Genomic DNA, 16,705 nt, shown 5'->3' with positions numbered 1-16,705 from the left:
CGACCCGGTCATTGACCTTCACACCCTCGGCCGCGGTGGCGGTCCAGCCCAGGCGCCGCAACGCCATCCACGCGTTCGACGGAAGCTTCCGACCGCCGGCGTCCACACCGGAGGCGAGCACCTCCACATCCGCGGGATTCCAGCGCTCCGCCAACAACCCGGAGACCATCCCCGCCACCAGGTCGACGCACCAGCCGATACGCTGCGCAAGCACCGCCTGCGACAGGACCTCACCGGTCCCCTCGTCCACGCCTGTCCGCAGCACAGCGCGGGCACACGCGGTGCGGAACGTCTCGCCTTCGCCCAGCGGCACCATCCCGCTCACCAACCCACCGCCTCCACAACACCGATGCCGGACAACCAGCGCTCACGCCCGACCCACGTCACCTGAATCCCTCCCGAATCAACCCACACACCTAGCGCCAGCGGGATACACCGAAACGCTGCACGGCATTTGAGAGCCGAGGAGGTTCCACACGGTCAACCTATGATCACTGACGATTCCTAATCAAGTCGGTCAGCCTGCCTTCGGCGAGCGAGGCGGGACGATTTTTGCCGGTTCGTCGGGCCGGCCCGATGGCCGGTCGGTGGCCAGGCGGGCGTGCAGGTGCATGTCGTGCCAGCCGTCGGCGTGCCACCCGGCAGGAGGTCGGGTTCGCCGTGGAGTGGCGCAGCCACAGCCGGTGCAGGCCGTGCTCGAAGCTCCAGGCGGTGAGGGCGACCAGGGCGCGCGGGGCGACGCGTCGGCCGCGGGCGGCGGGCAGCACCCAGTACGACACCTCCGCCTGCCCTTCGGCGAGGTCGATGCTGCGCAGGCTGATCTGGCCGAGCACGCCGGAGGCATCGGTGAGGGCCCAGCCCGCCCCGGTCTCGTGCTGCCAGCGCAGCGGCCAGGGGTCGATCCACCCTCGCGCCTCGTCGTCGGTCATGGCGCGGCAGTGCCAGCGGCGGATGGCCGGATCGGCGTACGCGGCGACGACGGCGGGCCGGTCGGCCGGCTGCCAGGGGCGCAGGCGCAGGTCGCCGGCGGTGATGTCGGGTTGGGGTCGGCGGGCCAGGGCGCCGGGTGACAGGACTGGGCTGGTGAGCAGTGGCATGTGGGCATCTTCCCGGACGCGGGTGGGTGACCGTTCGGCTCACGGTTTCGACCGTCCGGCGCGCGGCGGGTTTGCCTGCCGAGTGCGGCGGGGGCATGTAGGAGCACGTTTCTCGGTCCCTTCCGGAGAGGAAGCAGCATGCTTTCCGCACTCGATCGTCGGCACACCGTCGCGCCGCCCGGGTACAGCCGTTGGCTGATTCCGCCGGCGGCGTTGGCGATCCATCTCTGCATCGGGCAGGTCTACGCCACCAGCGTGTACAAGAACTCGCTGATCGCTCATTTCGGCGCCAGCCAGACGGCGGTCGGGGTGATCTTCAGCATCGCGATCGTGATGCTGGGGTTGTCCGCGGCGGTGGCGGGCACCTGGGTGGAGGCGAACGGGCCGCGTAAGGCGATGTTCGTCTCGGCGTGTTTCTGGGCGGCCGGGTTCCTGGTCGGTGCGCTGGGCATCGCGACGCGGCAGTTGTGGCTGCTGTACCTCGGGTACGGGGTGCTGGGTGGGATCGGCCTGGGGATCGGCTACATCTCCCCCGTCTCCACGTTGATCAAGTGGTTCCCGGACCGGCCGGGCCTGGCCACGGGACTGGCGATCATGGGGTTCGGTGGTGGGGCGATGGTGGCCTCTCCCCTGTCCCGGCAGTTGCTGTCGTTCTACGACTCCGGGTACGACCCGGCGAACGCGGCCTCGACGGCGTCGGGGTCGGCGCTGGTGTGGTTGTTCGTGACGTTGGGCGTCGGCTACTTCGTGATCATGATGTTCGGGGTGTTCAACGTGCGGGTGCCGGCGGCGGACTGGCGGCCGGCGGGGTTCGACCCGGCGCGGGTGGCGCGGCGACCGCTGGTGACCACGGCCAGCGTGTCGGCGGCGAACGCGGTGAAGACCCGCGCGTTCTGGTTGCTGTGGGTGGTGCTGTTCTGCAACGTGACCGCCGGCATCGGGATCCTGGAGCAGGCGAGCCCGATGATCCAGGACTTCTTCCGCGACGGCGGGACGTCGTCGGTGTCGGTGGCGGCGGCCGGCGGGTTCGTGGGGCTGCTGTCGCTGTTCAACATGGCGGGCCGGTTCGTGTGGTCGTCGACGTCGGACCTGATCGGCCGCAGGCCGATCTACCTGGTGTACCTGGGTGTCGGCATGGTGCTGTACGTGCTGCTGGCCCTGGTCGGGCACGCGGCCACGGCGCTGTTCGTGCTGCTGGCGTGCGTGATCCTGTCGTTCTACGGCGGCGGGTTCGCGACGGTGCCGGCGTACCTGCGGGACCTGTTCGGCACGTTCCAGGTGGGGGCGATCCACGGTCGGCTGTTGACGGCGTGGTCGGCGGCGGGGGTGGCCGGGCCGCTGATCGTGAACGGGTTCCTCGACGCCCAGGGCAAGCCGGGGACGCTGACGGCGGCGGCGTACCGGCCGGCGCTGTTCACGATGGTCGGGGTGCTGGCGGTCGGGTTCGTCGCGAACCTGTTGATCCGGCCGGTGCCGCAGCGGTTCCACGAGCCGGCGGCGGGCCGGGACGTGGTCGAGGACGAGCCGGCGACGGCGGAGAGGAGCGGTACGCGATGAACGGCAACCCGCGTGGGCAGCAGGTCCGGCTGGTGGTCTCCTGGCTGGTGGTGTCGGTGCTGCTGGGGTACGGGGTGGCGCAGACGGTGATCACCGCGGCGAAGCTGTTCACCAGCTGAGGTGAGCACGGGCGGCCCGGGCCGCCCGTGGGGTTAGAGGCCGCCGGCGATGCGCAGGACGGCGCCGGTGGTGTAGGAGGCGTCCGGGCCGAGGAGGAAGGCGATGGCGCCGGCGATCTCGTCGGGCTCGCCGGCGCGGCCCAGCGGGATGCGTCCGGCGGCGCTGTCCGGGCGGTCCGGCACGCCGGAGACGGCGTGGATGTCGGTGCGGATGATGCCGGGGGCGACGGCGTTGACCCGGATGCCGTGCGGGGCGAGTTCCTTGGCCAGGCCGACGGTGAGGGTGTCGGTGGCGGCCTTGACGGCTGCGTAGTGGATGTATTCGCCGGGGCTGCCGAGGGTGGCGGCGGCGGAGGAGACGTTGACGATGGCGCCGCCGCGGGTCATCCGGCGGGCCGCCTGTTGCGCGCACAGGACGTAGCCGATGAGGTTGACGTCGACGACCCGGCGCAGGTCGTCGAAGCGCAGCTCGGTGAACGGCCCGATCGGGCTGGTGACGCCGGCGTTGTTGACCAGGCCGGTGAGGGGGCCGAGGTCGGCGGCGGCGTCGAACAGGGCGGCGACCTGGTCGGGGTCGGTGGTGTCGGCGGCCACGGCGACGCCGCGGCGGCCGGCGGCCTCGACGTCGGCGACGACGGCCGCGGCGGCGTCGTGGTCGCGGCGGTATGCGATGGCGACGTGATGCCCGGCGGCGGCGAGGCGGCGGGCGGTGGCGGCGCCGATCCCGCGGCTACCGCCGGTGACGATGGTGACGGGATCCAATGTGTGCCTCTCCCCTGCTGTGGCTGCTGGGCCGACGTTACCGTGGCCGGCGCGTGCCCGCCGCGAGGGGAAGATCACGTGACGCGGCGCGCGCGGTGGTGGCCGGCGCGGTGGGCGCCGAGACCGGGGGGCTGATCTTCGTCGTGTCGCAGGCGGCTGGTATCAAGGCTGCAATCAAACGTGTGTACGGAAGAGGGCTGTGATGGCGGGCCAGGGTTTGTCCACTGACGAGGTGCACGGGATCCGGGAGGCGTTGGCCGCGGGCCGGAAACCGAAGGTGGTGTTCACCGCGGCGGCGGGTCAGATGGCCGGCCAGGTCGGCCAGGTGATCGAGCTGACCGATCCGGAGGTCTCCGAGGAGTTCGTGGTGGTGCGGTTCGGCCGCGACGAGCTGCCCTTCTCCCCCACCGACGTGGCGATCGCGCCGCGCGGCGCGGGTCGCAAGCCGGCCGAGCCGAAGCCGGAGGTCGAGGAGGCGCCCGCGCCGGCGGAGCCGGAGTTCGTGCTGGACACGCCGCCGGTGCCGGCGCCGCGTCGGGAGGAGCCGAAGGTGGAGCAGCAGGTGGAGAGCAAGCCGGCGCGCCGGGCGGTGAAGGCGGCGAAGCCGAAGAGCCCGGCCGGGCTGACCGTCACCCTCGCCTACGCCGAGGGTGAGTGGACGGTGGCGGCGCAGCAGGGCGCGAAGGCCCTGGCGAAGCCGTACGTGGTGAAGCCGGCGGAGGCGCTGCGGATGGTGGCGCTGGTGGACGTGCCGGGGGTGCAGGAGGCGGTGGAGCAGATCCTGGCCGCGGAGCGGGCGGAGGCGGAGCAGCAGGCGGAGAAGCTGCGCGCCGAGCTGGCGGAGATCGAGGCCCGGCTGGCGGAGCTGCGCGAGGCGCACTGAGCCGACGGGGCCGGCGGTCAGAGCGCGGCGGTCAGCCGCTCGACCACGGCCGCGGCCGGGCCGGTGCCGGCGTGCCGGTAGCCGGTGCCGGCCCACAGGTGCACCCGGTCCGGGTGCCCGGCCGCGGCGGCCGCCGCGCGCATGCCCCGGGTCAGGTGGTGTAGCTCCGGGTAGCCGAGCGGCGCGACCGGCTCGTACCGGTCGATGAAGGTGTTGCGCAGACCCCGCGCGGGCCGGCCGGTGAGGGCGCGGGTGAGCACGGTGCTGGTGCGGGCCGGGTCGGCCAGGGCGTCGCGGTGGGTGCGGCTGGCGCCGCTCTCGTCGGTGCGCAGCAGCAGCGTGCCGACCGCGACCGCGCTCGCGCCGGCGGCGAGCAGGTCACGGACGTCGGCGGGGCCGGCGACGCCGCCGGCGGCCACCACGGGTAGCCCGGTGGCCGCGGCGACGTCGCGGACGAGGGGCCGGGTGGAGGTGGGCGGGGCGGGCCGGCGCGGGGTGTGGGTGCCGCTGTGCCCGCCCGCCTCGGTGCCCTGGGCGACCAGCCCGTCGACGCCGAGGTCGCGGGCGGCGAGCGCCTCGGCGACGGAGGTGACGGTGACCAGCAGCCGGGAGCCGGCGCGGCGCAGCGCGGCCAGCGCCGCCGGGTCGGGCAGCCCGAAGGTGAAGCTGACCACCGGCACCGGGTGCCGCACCAGCAGGTCGACCTTGTCGGCCCAGTGGTCGTCGTCGTGGACCAGCGGCGCGTCGGCCAGGTCGAGGCCGTACGGTTCGCCCTCGGCGGCGATCTGCCGGGCGTACCGGCGGAAGGTGGTCTCGTCGATCTCGCGGGGGCCGGGGACGAACAGGTTCACCCCGTAGGGGGTGCCGGCGGCGTGTAGGTCGGCCAGGTCGGCGGCGAGCGCGTCGGGGGTCTTGTAGCCGGCGGGGAGGAAGCCGAAGCCGCCGGCCGCGGTGACGGCCCGCACCAGGGCGCCGGTGGTGGCGCCGCCGCCCAGCGGGGCGCCGACGATCGGGGTCGCGCTGCCGAACAGGTGGGTCCACGGTTCACCGGTCACCGGGTCACTGTAGTGCGCGGGGGCCGGGGCGACGGGTCGCCCCGGGCCCCGCGTCGGCGCTCAGTGCTGCGGGATGTTGGCCACCCCGATCCGCTTGCGGAACACCCAGTACGTCCAGCCCTGATAGGCCAGCACGATCGGGGTGAACACCACGGCCACCCAGGTCATGATCTTCAAGGTGTACGGGGTGGACGCGGCGTTGCTGGCGGTCAGGGTGCCGGCGGCGTCCAGGGTGGACGGCAGCACGTTCGGGAACAGCGCGGCGAACAGGGTGGCCACGGCCAGGCCGATCGCCACGGCGGTGCCTGTGAACGCCCAGCCCTCCCGGCGTACCCGGGCGGCGGCGAGAGCACCGAGCAGGGCGAGGGCGGCGCCGACGGCGAGCACGACGGCGGCCGCGCTGGAGCGGATGCTCAGCGTCCAGGCCAGGAAGGCCACCGCCACCACGGCGGTGCCGGCGCCGAGCTTGACGGCCAGGGCGCCCGCGCGTTCGCGGATGTCGCCGGTGGTCTTCAGGGCGAGGAACACCGCGCCGTGGGTGAGGAACAGGCCCAGGGTGGTCACCCCGCCGAGCAGGGCGTACGGGTTGAGCAGGTCGAGCAGGCCGCCGACGTACTCGTGGTCGGCCGACAGCGGCACCCCGCGCAGGATGTTGGCGAAGGCCACACCCCACAGGATCGCCGGCAGCAGCGAGCCGAAGAAGATGGCCCGGTCCCAGCGGCGCTTCCAGGACGCCTCGGGGCGCTTGTGCCGGTACTCGAAGGCGACGCCACGGGCGATCAGGGCGAGCAGGATCAGCAGCAGCGGCAGGTAGAAGCCGGAGAAGAGGGTGGCGTACCACTCGGGGAAGGCGGCGAACATGGCGCCGCCGGCGGTGATCAGCCACACCTCGTTGCCGTCCCAGACCGGGCCGATGGTGTTGATCAGGACGCGGCGTTCCCGGTCGTCGCGGCCGAGGACGGGCAGCAGCATGCCCACGCCGAAGTCGAAGCCTTCGAGGATGAAGTAGCCGGTGAACAGCACGGCGACGAGGAGAAACCAGACGGTGGTCAGTTCCACGATGGGCTCCGGGGTCAGTAGGCGAACGCCAGCGGGCGCTCGGCGTCGTCGGTGTCGTCGGCCACGGGCTGCGGGGTGACGTCGGGCACCCCGGCCTTGGCGTAGCGGACCAGCAGCTTGAACTCGACCACGGCGAGGGTGGCGTAGATGAGGGTGAACGCGGTGAACGAGGTGAGCACCTCGGTCAGCGAGACGCTGCGGGACACGCCGTTGCGGGTGAGCATCTCGCCGAAGACGATCCACGGCTGGCGGCCCATCTCGGTGAAGATCCACCCGAACGAGTTCGCCAGCAGCGGCAGCAGCGGCATGACCAGGCCGGCGCGCAGCAGCCACCTGCTGCGTGGGGTGCGGCCCTTGCGCTGGGTCCAGAGCACGAGCAGGGCGATCGCGGCGGCGGCCAGCCCGAGGGCGATCATGAAACGGAAGCTCCAGTAGGTGACCGGGATGATCGGGGTGTAGCTGCCGGCGCCGTACTGGGCGGCGTACTTGGCCTGCAGGTCGTTGATGCCCTGCACGGTGCCGTGGGGGTCGCCGGTGCCGAGGAACGACAGCAGGTACGGGATCTTGAGGGCGAAGACCTCGCGGCTGCCGTCGAGGCTGCCGACGGTGAGCACGGAGAACGAGGCGGGGCTCTCGGTGGTGTAGAGGCCCTCGGCGGCGGCCATCTTCATCGGCTGCACCTCGGTCATGATCTTGCCTTGGATGTCGCCGGTGAGCAGCACCATGGCCGAGGAGATGAGCACCACCCAGGAGCCGAACTTGCTGGCGAAGCGGTAGGCGTCGGTGTCGGCGCTGCCGCGGTTGCGGATGAGGTGCCACAGGCCGACGGCGACGATCAGCGACCCGGCGACCAGGAACGCCCCGGACAGGGTGTGCGGGAAGGTGATCAGGGCGACCTTGTTGGTGAGCACGGCGAAGAAGTCGGTCAGCTCGGCCCGGCCGGTGGCCGGGTTGATCCGGTACCCGACGGGGTTCTGCATGAACGAGTTCGCGGCCAGGATGAAGTACGCGGACAGGTTGGTGCCGATCGCGGCGGCCCAGATGGCGGCCAGGTGCAGCCGCTTGGGCAGCCGGTCCCAGCCGAAGATCCACAGCCCGATGAAGGTCGACTCGAGGAAGAACGCGACCAGCGCCTCGATGGCGAGGGGCGCGCCGAAGATGTCCCCGACGAATCGGGAGTAGTCGCTCCAGTTCATCCCGAACTGGAATTCCTGCACGATGCCGGTGACCACGCCCATCGCGAAGTTGATGAGGAAGAGCTTGCCGTAGAACTTGGTGAGCTTGAGGTAGCGCGGGTTGCCGGTGCGGTGCCACATGGTCTGCAGGATGGCCACCAGCACGGACAGGCCGATGGTCAACGGCACGAAGAGAAAGTGGTAGACGGTGGTGACACCGAACTGCCAGCGGGCGACGTCCAACGCGTCCACCTGAAACCCCCAGCTATGCATACTACGAGACGTAGTAAATACTACTCGGCGTCGTAGAAGGATGGGCAGGGCCGGCGGTCCCGACCCGGGTCAGGACCAATGACCCTGATCACCTCTGCCCTAGGGCCCGGGGTCGGATCTCTGCTAGCCGCACGAGTGCGACGATCTACCACCGATCGAAACGTGTAGCGCACAAACCACCGGCTTCAGTCTTGGGTTGAGGGCATCAGCTGGGGGCAAGCAGTAGACAGCGCTGAGCTGTATAGTGCCTGCGTGTCCGTCACGGTGCGCTCGAACAGCAACATCGTCTTTCAGTGCGCCTTTCACGTGGTGTGGTGCCCGAAGTACCGGCGGCGCGTGCTTGGCGGGCGGGTCGCGGAACGGCTCAAGCAGCTCATCCGCGAGGTGATCGAGGAGAAAGGGGCGTGGCTGACGGCCTTGGAGGTCATGCCCGACCAGGTGCACCTGCTGGTCGAGGTGGATCCGCAGCTCGGCGTTCACCGGCTGGTCAAGGCTGTCAAGGGGCGTACGTCGCGGGTGCTGCGGGAGGAGTTTCCATCGCTGCGTTCCCGGCTGCCCACCTTGTGGACGAACTCGTACTTCGTAGCGACTACCGGCGGTGCCCCACTGGCGGAGGTTGAGGAGTATGTCGCGCAGCAGAAGGGCCGTTGAGTGCTGACCGGGCGTCGGTATCTGCTCGCGTTGACCGGGGAGCAGGCCGTCTACGCCGAGCAGGTGGGTGCGGTGTGTCGGGCGGTGTGGAACACGGCGTTGGAGCAGCGTCGTGCTTACCGCCGCCGTGGCGGGTTCATCGGCTACGACGAGCAGGCCCGGCAGATGGCTGAGGCGAAGAAGGACCCGGACTGTGCGTGGTTGGCCGACGTGCCGTCGCACACGTTGCAGCAGACCCTGCGGGACATGGAGCGGGCGTGTAAGACGCATGGCACGTGGAAGGTGCGCTGGCGGTCCAAGACCCGCACCGCCCCGTCGTTCCGGTTCCCCGACCCGAAGCAGATTGGCGTGCGGCGGTTGAATCGTCGGTGGGGTGAGGTGCGGCTGCCGAGGTTCGGTTCGGTCAGGTTTCGGTGGACCCGCCCGCTGGGTGGCACGATCCGTAACGCCACCGTCTCGCGTGACGGCGGGCGCTGGTACATCTCGTTCTGTGTCGAGGACGGCGTTGCCGAGGCGGCTCCGAACGGCAAACCGCCGGTCGGCGTCGACCGGGGTGTAGCCGTTGCCGTGGCCACTTCTGATGGGGATCTGGATGACCGGGCCTTCGTCACGCCCGGGGAGGCAGCAAGGCTCAAGCGGTTGCAGCAGCGCCTGTCGCGGTCGCTGCGGGTTCACGGCCGCAACCGTGGGTCGAAGCGCCGGGATGCTACCCGCGCGCAACTCGGCCGGCTTAACGCCCGTATCCGGGCCCGCAGGGCTGACTTCGCCGCGCAGACCGCCGTGCGCCTGGTCCGCGAGCACGGCATGGTCGCTGTCGAGGGCCTGCGGATCAAGAACATGACGGTCAGCGCCAAAGGCACCGTTGAGCAGCCCGGCCGTAACGTGAAGGCCAAGGCTGGCCTGAACCGGGCCATCCTCGCCAAGGGTTGGGGCGGGTTCCTGCTGAAGTTGGAGCATGCCGCCCGCTATCACGGAGCAAAGATCGAGAAGGTCAACCCCGCGTACACGTCGCAGACCTGCAACGCCTGCAAGCATGTCGCCGCGGAGTCCCGCGAGAGCCAAGCGGTCTTCCGGTGTGTCGCCTGCGGGCACCAGGACCACGCCGACGTGAACGCGGCCAAGAACATACTCGCCGCCGGGCTGGCGGTAACAGGGCGCGGAGACCTCGCCGAAGGGCAGTCTGTGAAGCGCCAACCAACCCGAAGGCTTGCGGCATGAACACTCAGCGGCCTCGGGAATCCCCCGCCCCCACGCGTGGGAAGGAAGTCAAGGACACCCCGACCACCCTTTGGCGGGCGCCGCTGCTGTGGCGCGCCGCGCAACTGCTCGCCCGCGGCGTCGTCGGCCTGCTCGGCCGCCTCGAGGTCACCGGCGAGGTGCCGGCCGACCTGCGCCACGGGCCGCTGATCCTGGCCGCCAACCACATCAACCCCTTCGACCCCGTGGTCCTCACCGCCGCCTGCCGGACCCGGGGCGTCGCCCCGCGGATCATGGCCACCGGCGGGCTGTTCCGCGCCCCCGTCATCGGCCCGCTGATGCGCCGCGCTGGGCACATCCGCGTCGACCGGGGCACCAGCGCGGTGCACCAGTCCCTGGACGCCGCCGCCGCGGCCGTGGCCGGCGGCTCGGTGGTGCTGCTGTATCCGGAGGGGCGTATCGGGCTGGACCCGGGAATGTGGCCCGAACGCGGCAAGACCGGCGCCGCCCGGCTCGCCTTCGCCAGCGGCGCCCCGGTCCTGCCGGTCGCCCAGTGGGGCTCCCACGAGGTGCTGCCGTACCGGGCGCCCAAGGGCCTGCTGCGGGCCGTCGCCCGGGCGGTCGTGCGGCGACCGGTGATCCGGGTGCACTTCGGCACCCCGGTGGTCCTGAGCCACCTCGATCCCGGCACGCCCGGTGCCGCCCGGCGGGCCACCGATCGGATCATCGACGCGATCACCGACAACCTGGCGCCGCTGCGCCCCGACGAGCCGTACTGGCCCCGCCACGTCGACCCCGGCCGCCCGGCCGACACGGCCCGCGCCCACCGCCGCCGCAGGCCGGGTCGTTGACCGACGCGGGGCCGGTGGCCCTGCTGCACTGCCCCGGCTACCGCACCGACCGGAGCTGATGCCCGGAACCGCCGCCGCCCCGCTCCGCGTATTGCGGTGCGGGGCGCGGGGCGAAGTGGTCAGGTGGTGGCGGTCAGCCGGGCGTCGAGCGCGGCCAGGTCGGGTACGAACCAGACGTGGTCGTGGCGGTTGGACTCGGCCACCAGGGCGCGCAGCGCCGCGCTGGCCGCGAGGTGCCGGGTGATGTCCCCGACGATCACCAGCCGCAGCCGGTAGTTGACGAACTTCTGCATGATCTCACCGGCGAAGCGGGTGCCGAGGGAGAAGAAGCGCGGGTCGAGCCGGTCCGCCGGCACGGCCACCACCTCGGCGCCGCCGAAGGCCGCGCCGCCGATCAGGTCGAGGGCCTGATCGGTGGTGGTCACCGGCGGCCCTGCCGGGTCGCACACCAGCACCGCCACCCCGGCCCGCTCCTGGAGCACGTCAGGCATCGCCGGCCTCCCCCGTGAGCAGGCCGTTGTCGCCGTGCAGGACCGCGTCGAGCAGACCCAGCAGGTCGGCGGTCGCGGCGGCGTCGCCCAGCACAATGATCTTCATACGGTGGCGCTCCTCGTCGTGGACGGTCTGCACGCGCAGCGGGCGTGTGGGGTCGTGGTTGGTGTTGACACCGGCGAGCACGAGCGTGGCGAGCCGGTCGGCGGCGGCCCGGTCGACACCGTCGACCTGCACGATGCTCGACACCTCCAGCGCCGGTGCGCCGGTGGGTGGCGCGGGCGCGGGCCGTCCGGTCAGCGCGTCGAGGTCGGCACGGGAGATCCGGTACTGCTTGCCGATCCGCGTCGCGCGCAGCCGGCCGGCGCGGATGTAGCCGCGCACGGTGCGGACGTGCAGCCCGAGCAGCTCGGCCACCTGCTCCACCGAGTACATTTCATTACTCATCGTTCCCCATCCTACGCAGGATAGGGAAGGTTAGGGAAGTTCGTTGGGGTGACGTCGGCCGGTCACCGGGACGCCACCGAGGCGCGGCATACTTCCGGCGTGCAGCCCCGTCACGGCTACCTGGACGCCCCCGCGCCGCTGGCCTTCGCCCACCGCGGCGGCGCGGCCGACGGTGACGAGAACACCGCCGCCGCGTTCGCCCGCGCCATCGCCCTCGGCTACCGGTACGTGGAGACCGACGTGCACGCCACCGCCGACGGTGTGCCGGTGATCTTCCACGACGCCACCCTGCGCCGGGTCACCGGCGAACGGGGCCGCATCGCCGACCTGCGCTGGGCCGACCTCGCCTCGGTACGCGTCGGCGGCGCCGCCGTCGTGCCCCGCCTCGACGAGGTGCTCGCCGCCTGGCCGGAGGTCCGGTTCAACGTCGACGTCAAGGCCGACGGCGGCGTCGAACCGACCGTCGACACGGTCACCCGGGCCGGCGCCGCCGACCGGGTGCTGCTCGCCTCGTTCAGCGACGCCCGGCTGGCCCGGCTGCGCGCCCTGGCCGGGCCGAAGGTCGCCACCAGCCTCGGCATGCGCGGCGTGGCCCGGCTGCGGATGGCCTCCCTGCACGGGCGGCCGCTGCGGCTGCCCCCGTCCGTGGTCGCCGCCCAGGTCCCCGTCCGGTACGGCCGCATCCCCGTGGTCGACCGGCGGTTCCTCGCGTACTGCCACCGGCTCGGGTTGCAGGTGCACGTCTGGACGATCGACGAACCTGCCGACATGCACGACTTACTTGATCTTGGTGTGGATGGCATCATGACCGATCACGTCGGCGTGCTGCGCGACGTCTACCGCAGCCGCGGCCACTGGGCCGCCTGAGTCGAAGGACCCCGATGGCCGAAACGGTCGCCCCCGCCGTCGCCGAGCCCGCCCGCCCGGGCAGCACCCGCCGCGAACGCACCGGCTGGTACTTCTACGACTGGGCGAACTCCGCCTTCCAGACCACCGTGATCACGGTGTTCCTCGGGCCGTTCCTCACCACCGTCACCGAGCTGGCCGCCGGCTGCGAGTTGGGCGCCGACAGCTGCCACGGGTACGTGCACCCGCTGGGCATCCGGGTCGCCGCCGGCTCCTACTACCCATACCTGATCTCGCTGTCGGTGTTCCTCACCGTGTTCGTGCTGCCCGTGATCGGCGCGATCGCCGACCGGTCGACGCACAAAAAGCGGCTGCTGGCCGCCGCGGCGTTCACCGGCGCCGGGGCGACCATCGCGTTCGCCTTCGTCACCGGCGAGCGGTACCTGCTCGGCGGGGCGCTGTTCCTGATCGCCAACATCTCCTTCGGCGCGGCCGTCGTGGTCTACAACTCGTTCCTGCCGCAACTCGGCGGCCCCGACGACCGCGACGCCATCTCCAGCCGCGGCTGGGCCATCGGCTACCTCGGCGGCGGGCTGCTGCTCGCGCTGAACCTGGTCGCGGTCAGCATGCTCAGCGAGGAGGGCAACCCGCAGCGCACCCTGGACCTGGCCCGCTGGTCCATCGTCTCGGCCGGCGTGTGGTGGGCCGCGTTCACCCTGCTGCCGCTGCGCTGGCTGCGCGAACACCCCACCGCCGCGGCGCTGCACGGCGGCGGCAACGTGCTCACCGACGGATTCAAGCAGCTCGGCCGCACCCTGCGGGAGATCAAGGCGTACCCGCTGACGCTGTTCTTCCTGCTCGCCTTCCTGGTCTACAACGACGGCATCCAGACCGTCATCACCCTGGCCAGCCAGTACGGCACCGAGGAGCTGAAGCTCGAGCAGAGCACCCTGATCGTGACGATCCTGCTGGTGCAGTTCCTCGCCTTCGGCGGGGCGCTCGCCCTCGGCGCCCTCGCCCGGCGCATCGGCGCCTGGAAGACCGTGCTGCTGTCCCTGGTGCTGTGGACCGCGGTGATCATCGCCGCGTTCCGGCTGCCCGCCGAGGCGCCACTGCCGTTCATGGTGCTCGGCGGCTGCATCGGGCTGGTGCTCGGCGGCAGCCAGGCGCTGAGCCGGTCACTGTTCAGCCAGCTCATCCCCACCGGAAAGGAAGGCGAGTACTACGGCTTCTACGAGATCAGCGACAAGGGCACCAGCTGGCTCGGGCCGCTCGCCTTCGGGCTGGTGTTCCAGCTCACCGCCTCGTACCGGGTGGGCCTGGTCTCCCTGCTGATCTTCTTCGTCCTCGGGTTCGCGCTGCTCGCCGCGGTGCCGATCCGCCGGGCCATCGTCGCCGCCGGCAACACCCCGCCCCGGGTGCTGTAAGCCGGCGGCGCACCGGCCTGATCGGGGACGGTCGATCGACTAGGCTGCCCCGACGTGACCGACGACGCCGCCGCCCCGATCTGCCTGGCCCGGCCCCTCTCCGGCTCCGGCGACGACCGTGCCGGCGGCTGCGCCGCCGCGCGCGGCGTCGACGGGCGGCCGCTGCACGCCGCCGCGCTGAAGTTCTTCTGGGGGCCGATGGACTGCGGCAAGTCCACGATGGCCCTGCAGATGAACTACAACCACGCCCGGCAGGGCCGCCGCGGCCTGGTCACCACGCGCATCGACCGGTCGCTCGGCCCGCAGGTCACCACCCGCATCGGCCTGGCGCACGCCGCCATCGAGGTCACCGACTCACTCGACCTGCGCGACCTGGTCCGCGACGCGCTCGCCGACGGGATACGCGTCGACTACCTGATCTGCGACGAGGCGTCCTTCTACAACCTCGAGCACGTGGAGCAGATGGCCGAGCTGGTCGACGACTACGACGTCGACGTGTACGCGTTCGGCCTGGCCACCGACTTCCGCTCCTGCCTGTTCCCGGCCGCCCAGCGGCTGTTCGAGCTGGCCGACGAGGTGGCCCGCATCCAGGTCGAGGTGCTCTGCTGGTGCGGCCGGGAGGGGCTGCTCAACGCCCGGGTCGTCCACGGGCGGGTGGTCCGCGAGGGCGAGCAGGTCGTCATCGGCGACACCGTGGACGACGCCGACGTGCGCTACCAGGTCCTCTGCCGCCGGCACTACCGCTCCGGCGACCTCGGCCCGCGCGGCTGACCGCCCGCGGCCGTCACTCCCCCGGCACGTCCACGCCCGACACCGCGTCGACCAGGTAGACCTGCCGGCCGGCCTGCGGGTCGCGAGCGTGCAGGGTGTGGAACATCGGCGACCCGGGACCCCCGAGGTCGACGACGGACGCGCCGGCGCCCGTGACGGCCCGCTCCAGCCGCGGTGGCGCGGTGAGGTCGATGCGGGTGACCACGCCGGGTGTGACCCACACCGGAACGCCGGCCAGCGACCCGGACAGCTGCAGGTGGTAGTGCCCGCAGAGGACCGCCCGCACGTCGCCGCCGGCAACGGCCGCGGCGAGCTGCTCGGCGTCGCGCAGGTTGACCGAGCCCATCAGCGGCGAGAAGGGCAGCGCGATCGGCGGGTGGTGCAGCACCACGACGGTGCCGGCCTCGGCGGGCCGGGCCAGCACCAACCGCAGCCACCGCAGCTGCTCGTCACCGACCACGCCGTGCACCGCCCCGGGCACCAGGCTGTCGAGCGTCACCACCCGCAGCCCGCGGATCACGCTCACGGCCGCCCGCTGGCCGGACCCGAGGTCGGCCGGCTGGCCCACGTCGGCGCCGTCAGCGGCCAGGTGACCGGTGCCCAGCACCGCGGCGAACGACTCGCGGGTGTCGTGGTTGCCGGGGCAGTAGACGTGCGGGATCCCCCGGTCCCGGGCGAACCGGCCGACCCTGGCCCGCACGGCGGCGCAGCCGGCGACTGACCCGTCGTCGGCGATGTCCCCGCTGACGACCACCAGGTCGATGCCCGGCACGAACCGCACGTCGTGCAGGATGCGGTCGAGTGCCGCCACGGCATCCACGCCGTCCTCGTCCACCCCGCTGGCGGTGACGTGGGTGTCAGACAGGTGCAGGATCCGATGACGACCGGCCGGGGCGATGGACATGTGGTTCCTCATCTCGTCGATGAGGGGCACCCAGGCGGTCGACGCCCCCGACCCGCACTCCCCGGTGGTGACCCACCCTCGCCAGTCGTGGTGTCGACACCATAGGACACCGCCGCCCACCGTGTCGTCCCCGCCCGGCTGAGCTCAGAACGGGTCCCCGCACACCCGCCACTTGCCGTCCTCCTGCACCACCGACAGGGTGCGCTCCTCACTGGCGCCCCCCTCTCGGGTCAGCCGCGCCTTCACTGTGGCGCGCGGGATGCCGCGCTGGGTGGCCACCGACACGTCAGTGATCTGGTAGCCCCTGACCTGCGGCGGGGTGCGTACCCAGCTGCCGAAGCCGACCGCGCTCCACCGGCTGCGCGCGTTGCGGCACAGCTTCTCGTACGCCTTGTCGGTGTCGCCGCTCGCCACCTCCCGCAGGAACGCGTCGGCGGTGTCCCGCACCGGGCCGTTGGCCTGCATCATCATCTGCACGTTCCAGACGCCTAGGCCGGCCACGCCGATCAGGCACAGGCCCAGCCCGAGCCCACCCAGTATCAGGCCGTTGCGGACCGGCCGGCGGGGCCGGGCCGGTCGGCTCCATGGCTGCTCCTTGCCCATCGGGATCGACCGTATGCGCCCGGTACGTCCCCGCGCAGGCACATCGCGTCGGTCACCGCTCGTGGCACACGCGCGCCTCGACCTGGTGGGTTGAAAGATCGGTCCGGTACCTGCCAGAGGATGTCAGGATCTGTCGGCAGGATGGCTGGCATGACAGTGCACGCCGACCTCGCGATGGTCAACCTCGACAGCTCCGACCCGGTCGCCCACGCCGGGTTCTACTCCCGTGTCCTGGGCTGGGAGGTCACCCACAGCCAGGCCGAATACGCGATGATCAGCAAGGACGGGACCTCCATCGGCTTCGGCCTGGTCGACGGGTACGCGCCGCCGGCCTGGCCGGACGCCACCGCCGGCAAGCGCTACCACCTGGACGTGTACGTCGACGACGTGACCGTCGCCGAGAAGGAATTCGTGGCGGCCGGGGCGACGAAGCCGGAGTTCCAGCCGGGCGGTGAGCGGTGGACCGTGCTGCTCGACCCGATCGGCCAGCCGTTCTGCGTCTGCCCCCGTCCGCAGGGCTGACCACGGGCCGGCTC

The 16,705-nt window shown here is 71.9% G+C and carries 19 protein-coding genes, 1 pseudogene and 1 riboswitch; of the genes and pseudogenes, 10 read left to right on the top strand and 10 right to left on the bottom strand.

All coding sequences use genetic code 11. The annotated features are described in order from the left end of the window. Together FXF52_RS24905 and FXF52_RS24900 are read right to left on the bottom strand one after the other, a co-directional pair. Positions 1 to 325: hypothetical protein (locus FXF52_RS24905; RefSeq protein WP_222870648.1), on the bottom strand; the 325-nt coding region annotated here is incomplete at its 3' end. Positions 326 to 517: 192 nt separating this feature from the next. After that, positions 518 to 1,097: pseudogene (locus tag FXF52_RS24900) on the bottom strand (GNAT family N-acetyltransferase). Between the two features lie 138 nt (positions 1,098 to 1,235). Here FXF52_RS24900 and FXF52_RS24895 point away from each other — a divergent pair. Both FXF52_RS24895 and FXF52_RS43275 read left to right on the top strand, forming a co-directional pair. Next, entirely contained in the window at positions 1,236 to 2,654 is a 1,419-nt protein-coding gene (locus tag FXF52_RS24895; RefSeq protein WP_148800658.1) for an OFA family MFS transporter, read from the top strand. After that, positions 2,651 to 2,773: a hypothetical protein gene (locus FXF52_RS43275; protein WP_255472309.1), complete on the top strand. Its 123-nt coding sequence runs from the start codon at positions 2,651 to 2,653 to the stop codon at positions 2,771 to 2,773. Before FXF52_RS24895 ends, FXF52_RS43275 begins: the two co-directional genes overlap by 4 nt. A 33-nt stretch (positions 2,774 to 2,806) precedes the next feature. Here FXF52_RS43275 and FXF52_RS24890 read toward each other — a convergent pair whose 3' ends face one another. Continuing rightward, a complete protein-coding gene (locus FXF52_RS24890; RefSeq protein WP_148800657.1) occupies positions 2,807 to 3,535 on the bottom strand; it encodes an SDR family oxidoreductase in 729 nt (242 codons plus the stop codon). A gap of 202 nt (positions 3,536 to 3,737) precedes the next feature. Between FXF52_RS24890 and FXF52_RS24885 the strand changes: the two genes are divergently transcribed. Further along, on the top strand, positions 3,738 to 4,418 hold the full coding sequence (locus FXF52_RS24885; protein ID WP_148800655.1) for a hypothetical protein: 681 nt from the start codon (positions 3,738 to 3,740) through the stop codon (positions 4,416 to 4,418). Between the two features lie 17 nt (positions 4,419 to 4,435). Here FXF52_RS24885 and FXF52_RS24880 read toward each other — a convergent pair whose 3' ends face one another. Genes FXF52_RS24880 through FXF52_RS24870 form a run of 3 tightly spaced genes read right to left on the bottom strand, consistent with a single transcriptional unit; the run spans position 4,436 to position 7,959 of the window. Beyond that, entirely contained in the window at positions 4,436 to 5,473 is a 1,038-nt protein-coding gene (locus tag FXF52_RS24880) for a nitronate monooxygenase family protein (protein WP_148800653.1), read from the bottom strand. 60 nt (positions 5,474 to 5,533) lie between these two features. Next, positions 5,534 to 6,532 carry a cytochrome d ubiquinol oxidase subunit II gene (gene cydB, locus FXF52_RS24875; RefSeq protein WP_148800651.1) on the bottom strand — a complete coding sequence of 333 codons (999 nt, stop codon included), beginning with the start codon at positions 6,530 to 6,532 and terminating at the stop codon, positions 5,534 to 5,536. Between the two features lie 14 nt (positions 6,533 to 6,546). Further along, positions 6,547 to 7,959, bottom strand: a complete 1,413-nt coding sequence (locus FXF52_RS24870; protein ID WP_187413675.1) for a cytochrome ubiquinol oxidase subunit I — start codon at positions 7,957 to 7,959, stop codon at positions 6,547 to 6,549. A 273-nt stretch (positions 7,960 to 8,232) separates the two neighbouring features. Here FXF52_RS24870 and tnpA point away from each other — a divergent pair, with 273 nt between their 5' ends. The 3 genes from tnpA to FXF52_RS24855 are packed head-to-tail and all read left to right on the top strand — an operon-like array spanning position 8,233 to position 10,679. Beyond that, positions 8,233 to 8,631 (top strand): IS200/IS605 family transposase, encoded by a 399-nt coding sequence (tnpA, locus tag FXF52_RS24865; protein WP_148800647.1) that lies wholly within the window; start codon positions 8,233 to 8,235, stop codon positions 8,629 to 8,631. Next, complete coding sequence (locus FXF52_RS24860) at positions 8,632 to 9,849, top strand: RNA-guided endonuclease TnpB family protein (RefSeq protein WP_148800645.1); 1,218 nt, start codon at positions 8,632 to 8,634, stop codon at positions 9,847 to 9,849. Beyond that, positions 9,846 to 10,679: a 1-acyl-sn-glycerol-3-phosphate acyltransferase gene (locus tag FXF52_RS24855; RefSeq protein ID WP_148800643.1), complete on the top strand. Its 834-nt coding sequence runs from the start codon at positions 9,846 to 9,848 to the stop codon at positions 10,677 to 10,679. Before FXF52_RS24860 ends, FXF52_RS24855 begins: the two co-directional genes overlap by 4 nt. Positions 10,680 to 10,798: 119 nt before the next feature. Here the strand turns inward: FXF52_RS24855 and FXF52_RS24850 are convergent, their stop codons facing one another. Next, positions 10,799 to 11,170, bottom strand: a complete 372-nt coding sequence (locus FXF52_RS24850) for a DUF4180 domain-containing protein (RefSeq protein WP_148800641.1) — start codon at positions 11,168 to 11,170, stop codon at positions 10,799 to 10,801. After that, the gene (locus FXF52_RS24845) at positions 11,163 to 11,618 is read right to left on the bottom strand and encodes a helix-turn-helix domain-containing protein (RefSeq protein ID WP_255472308.1); all 456 of its coding nucleotides are present in this window, start codon (positions 11,616 to 11,618) and stop codon (positions 11,163 to 11,165) included. Before FXF52_RS24845 ends, FXF52_RS24850 begins: the two co-directional genes overlap by 8 nt. 99 nt (positions 11,619 to 11,717) lie before the next feature. On the opposite strand from FXF52_RS24845, the gene FXF52_RS24840 reads away from it, so the two are divergent. From FXF52_RS24840 to FXF52_RS24830, 3 genes are read left to right on the top strand one after another with little or no spacing between them, the layout of a single operon-like run. Further along, on the top strand, positions 11,718 to 12,485 hold the full coding sequence (locus FXF52_RS24840) for a glycerophosphodiester phosphodiesterase family protein (RefSeq protein WP_148800639.1): 768 nt from the start codon (positions 11,718 to 11,720) through the stop codon (positions 12,483 to 12,485). A 14-nt stretch (positions 12,486 to 12,499) separates the two neighbouring features. Next, a complete protein-coding gene (locus FXF52_RS24835; protein WP_148800637.1) occupies positions 12,500 to 13,891 on the top strand; it encodes an MFS transporter in 1,392 nt (463 codons plus the stop codon). Positions 13,892 to 13,945: 54 nt separating this feature from the next. Continuing rightward, complete coding sequence (locus FXF52_RS24830; RefSeq protein WP_148800635.1) at positions 13,946 to 14,662, top strand: thymidine kinase; 717 nt, start codon at positions 13,946 to 13,948, stop codon at positions 14,660 to 14,662. 13 nt (positions 14,663 to 14,675) lie between these two features. Here the strand turns inward: FXF52_RS24830 and FXF52_RS24825 are convergent, their stop codons facing one another. Continuing rightward, a complete protein-coding gene (locus FXF52_RS24825; RefSeq protein WP_222870647.1) occupies positions 14,676 to 15,578 on the bottom strand; it encodes a metallophosphoesterase in 903 nt (300 codons plus the stop codon). A gap of 9 nt (positions 15,579 to 15,587) precedes the next feature. Beyond that, positions 15,588 to 15,664: riboswitch (ZMP/ZTP riboswitch) on the bottom strand. 46 nt (positions 15,665 to 15,710) lie between these two features. Next, positions 15,711 to 16,169 carry a hypothetical protein gene (locus FXF52_RS24820; protein ID WP_148800633.1) on the bottom strand — a complete coding sequence of 153 codons (459 nt, stop codon included), beginning with the start codon at positions 16,167 to 16,169 and terminating at the stop codon, positions 15,711 to 15,713. 150 nt (positions 16,170 to 16,319) lie between these two features. Between FXF52_RS24820 and FXF52_RS24815 the strand changes: the two genes are divergently transcribed. After that, positions 16,320 to 16,691 (top strand): VOC family protein, encoded by a 372-nt coding sequence (locus FXF52_RS24815; protein ID WP_148800631.1) that lies wholly within the window; start codon positions 16,320 to 16,322, stop codon positions 16,689 to 16,691. The last annotated feature ends 14 nt before the right edge of the window (positions 16,692 to 16,705 follow it).

Source organism: Micromonospora sp. MP36, from assembly GCF_008119785.1.
Classification (GTDB): Bacteria; Actinomycetota; Actinomycetes; order Mycobacteriales; family Micromonosporaceae; genus Micromonospora.
This window is presented reverse-complemented; position numbering and strand designations above follow the sequence as displayed.

Bases quoted from the DNA above. Each gene is read 5' to 3' on its own strand.
- FXF52_RS24895 (WP_148800658.1), top strand. From the start codon at position 1,236: ATGCTTTCCGCACTCGATCGTCGGCACACCGTCGCGCCGCCCGGGTAC.
- FXF52_RS43275 (WP_255472309.1), top strand. From the start codon at position 2,651: ATGAACGGCAACCCGCGTGGGCAGCAGGTCCGGCTGGTGGTCTCCTGG.
- FXF52_RS24885 (WP_148800655.1), top strand. From the start codon at position 3,738: ATGGCGGGCCAGGGTTTGTCCACTGACGAGGTGCACGGGATCCGGGAG.
- FXF52_RS24855 (WP_148800643.1), top strand. From the start codon at position 9,846: ATGAACACTCAGCGGCCTCGGGAATCCCCCGCCCCCACGCGTGGGAAG.
- FXF52_RS24850 (WP_148800641.1), bottom strand. From the start codon at position 11,170: ATGCCTGACGTGCTCCAGGAGCGGGCCGGGGTGGCGGTGCTGGTGTGC.
- FXF52_RS24845 (WP_255472308.1), bottom strand. From the start codon at position 11,618: ATGAGTAATGAAATGTACTCGGTGGAGCAGGTGGCCGAGCTGCTCGGG.
- FXF52_RS24835 (WP_148800637.1), top strand. From the start codon at position 12,500: ATGGCCGAAACGGTCGCCCCCGCCGTCGCCGAGCCCGCCCGCCCGGGC.
- FXF52_RS24825 (WP_222870647.1), bottom strand. From the start codon at position 15,578: ATGAGGAACCACATGTCCATCGCCCCGGCCGGTCGTCATCGGATCCTG.
- FXF52_RS24820 (WP_148800633.1), bottom strand. From the start codon at position 16,169: ATGGGCAAGGAGCAGCCATGGAGCCGACCGGCCCGGCCCCGCCGGCCG.
- FXF52_RS24815 (WP_148800631.1), top strand. From the start codon at position 16,320: ATGACAGTGCACGCCGACCTCGCGATGGTCAACCTCGACAGCTCCGAC.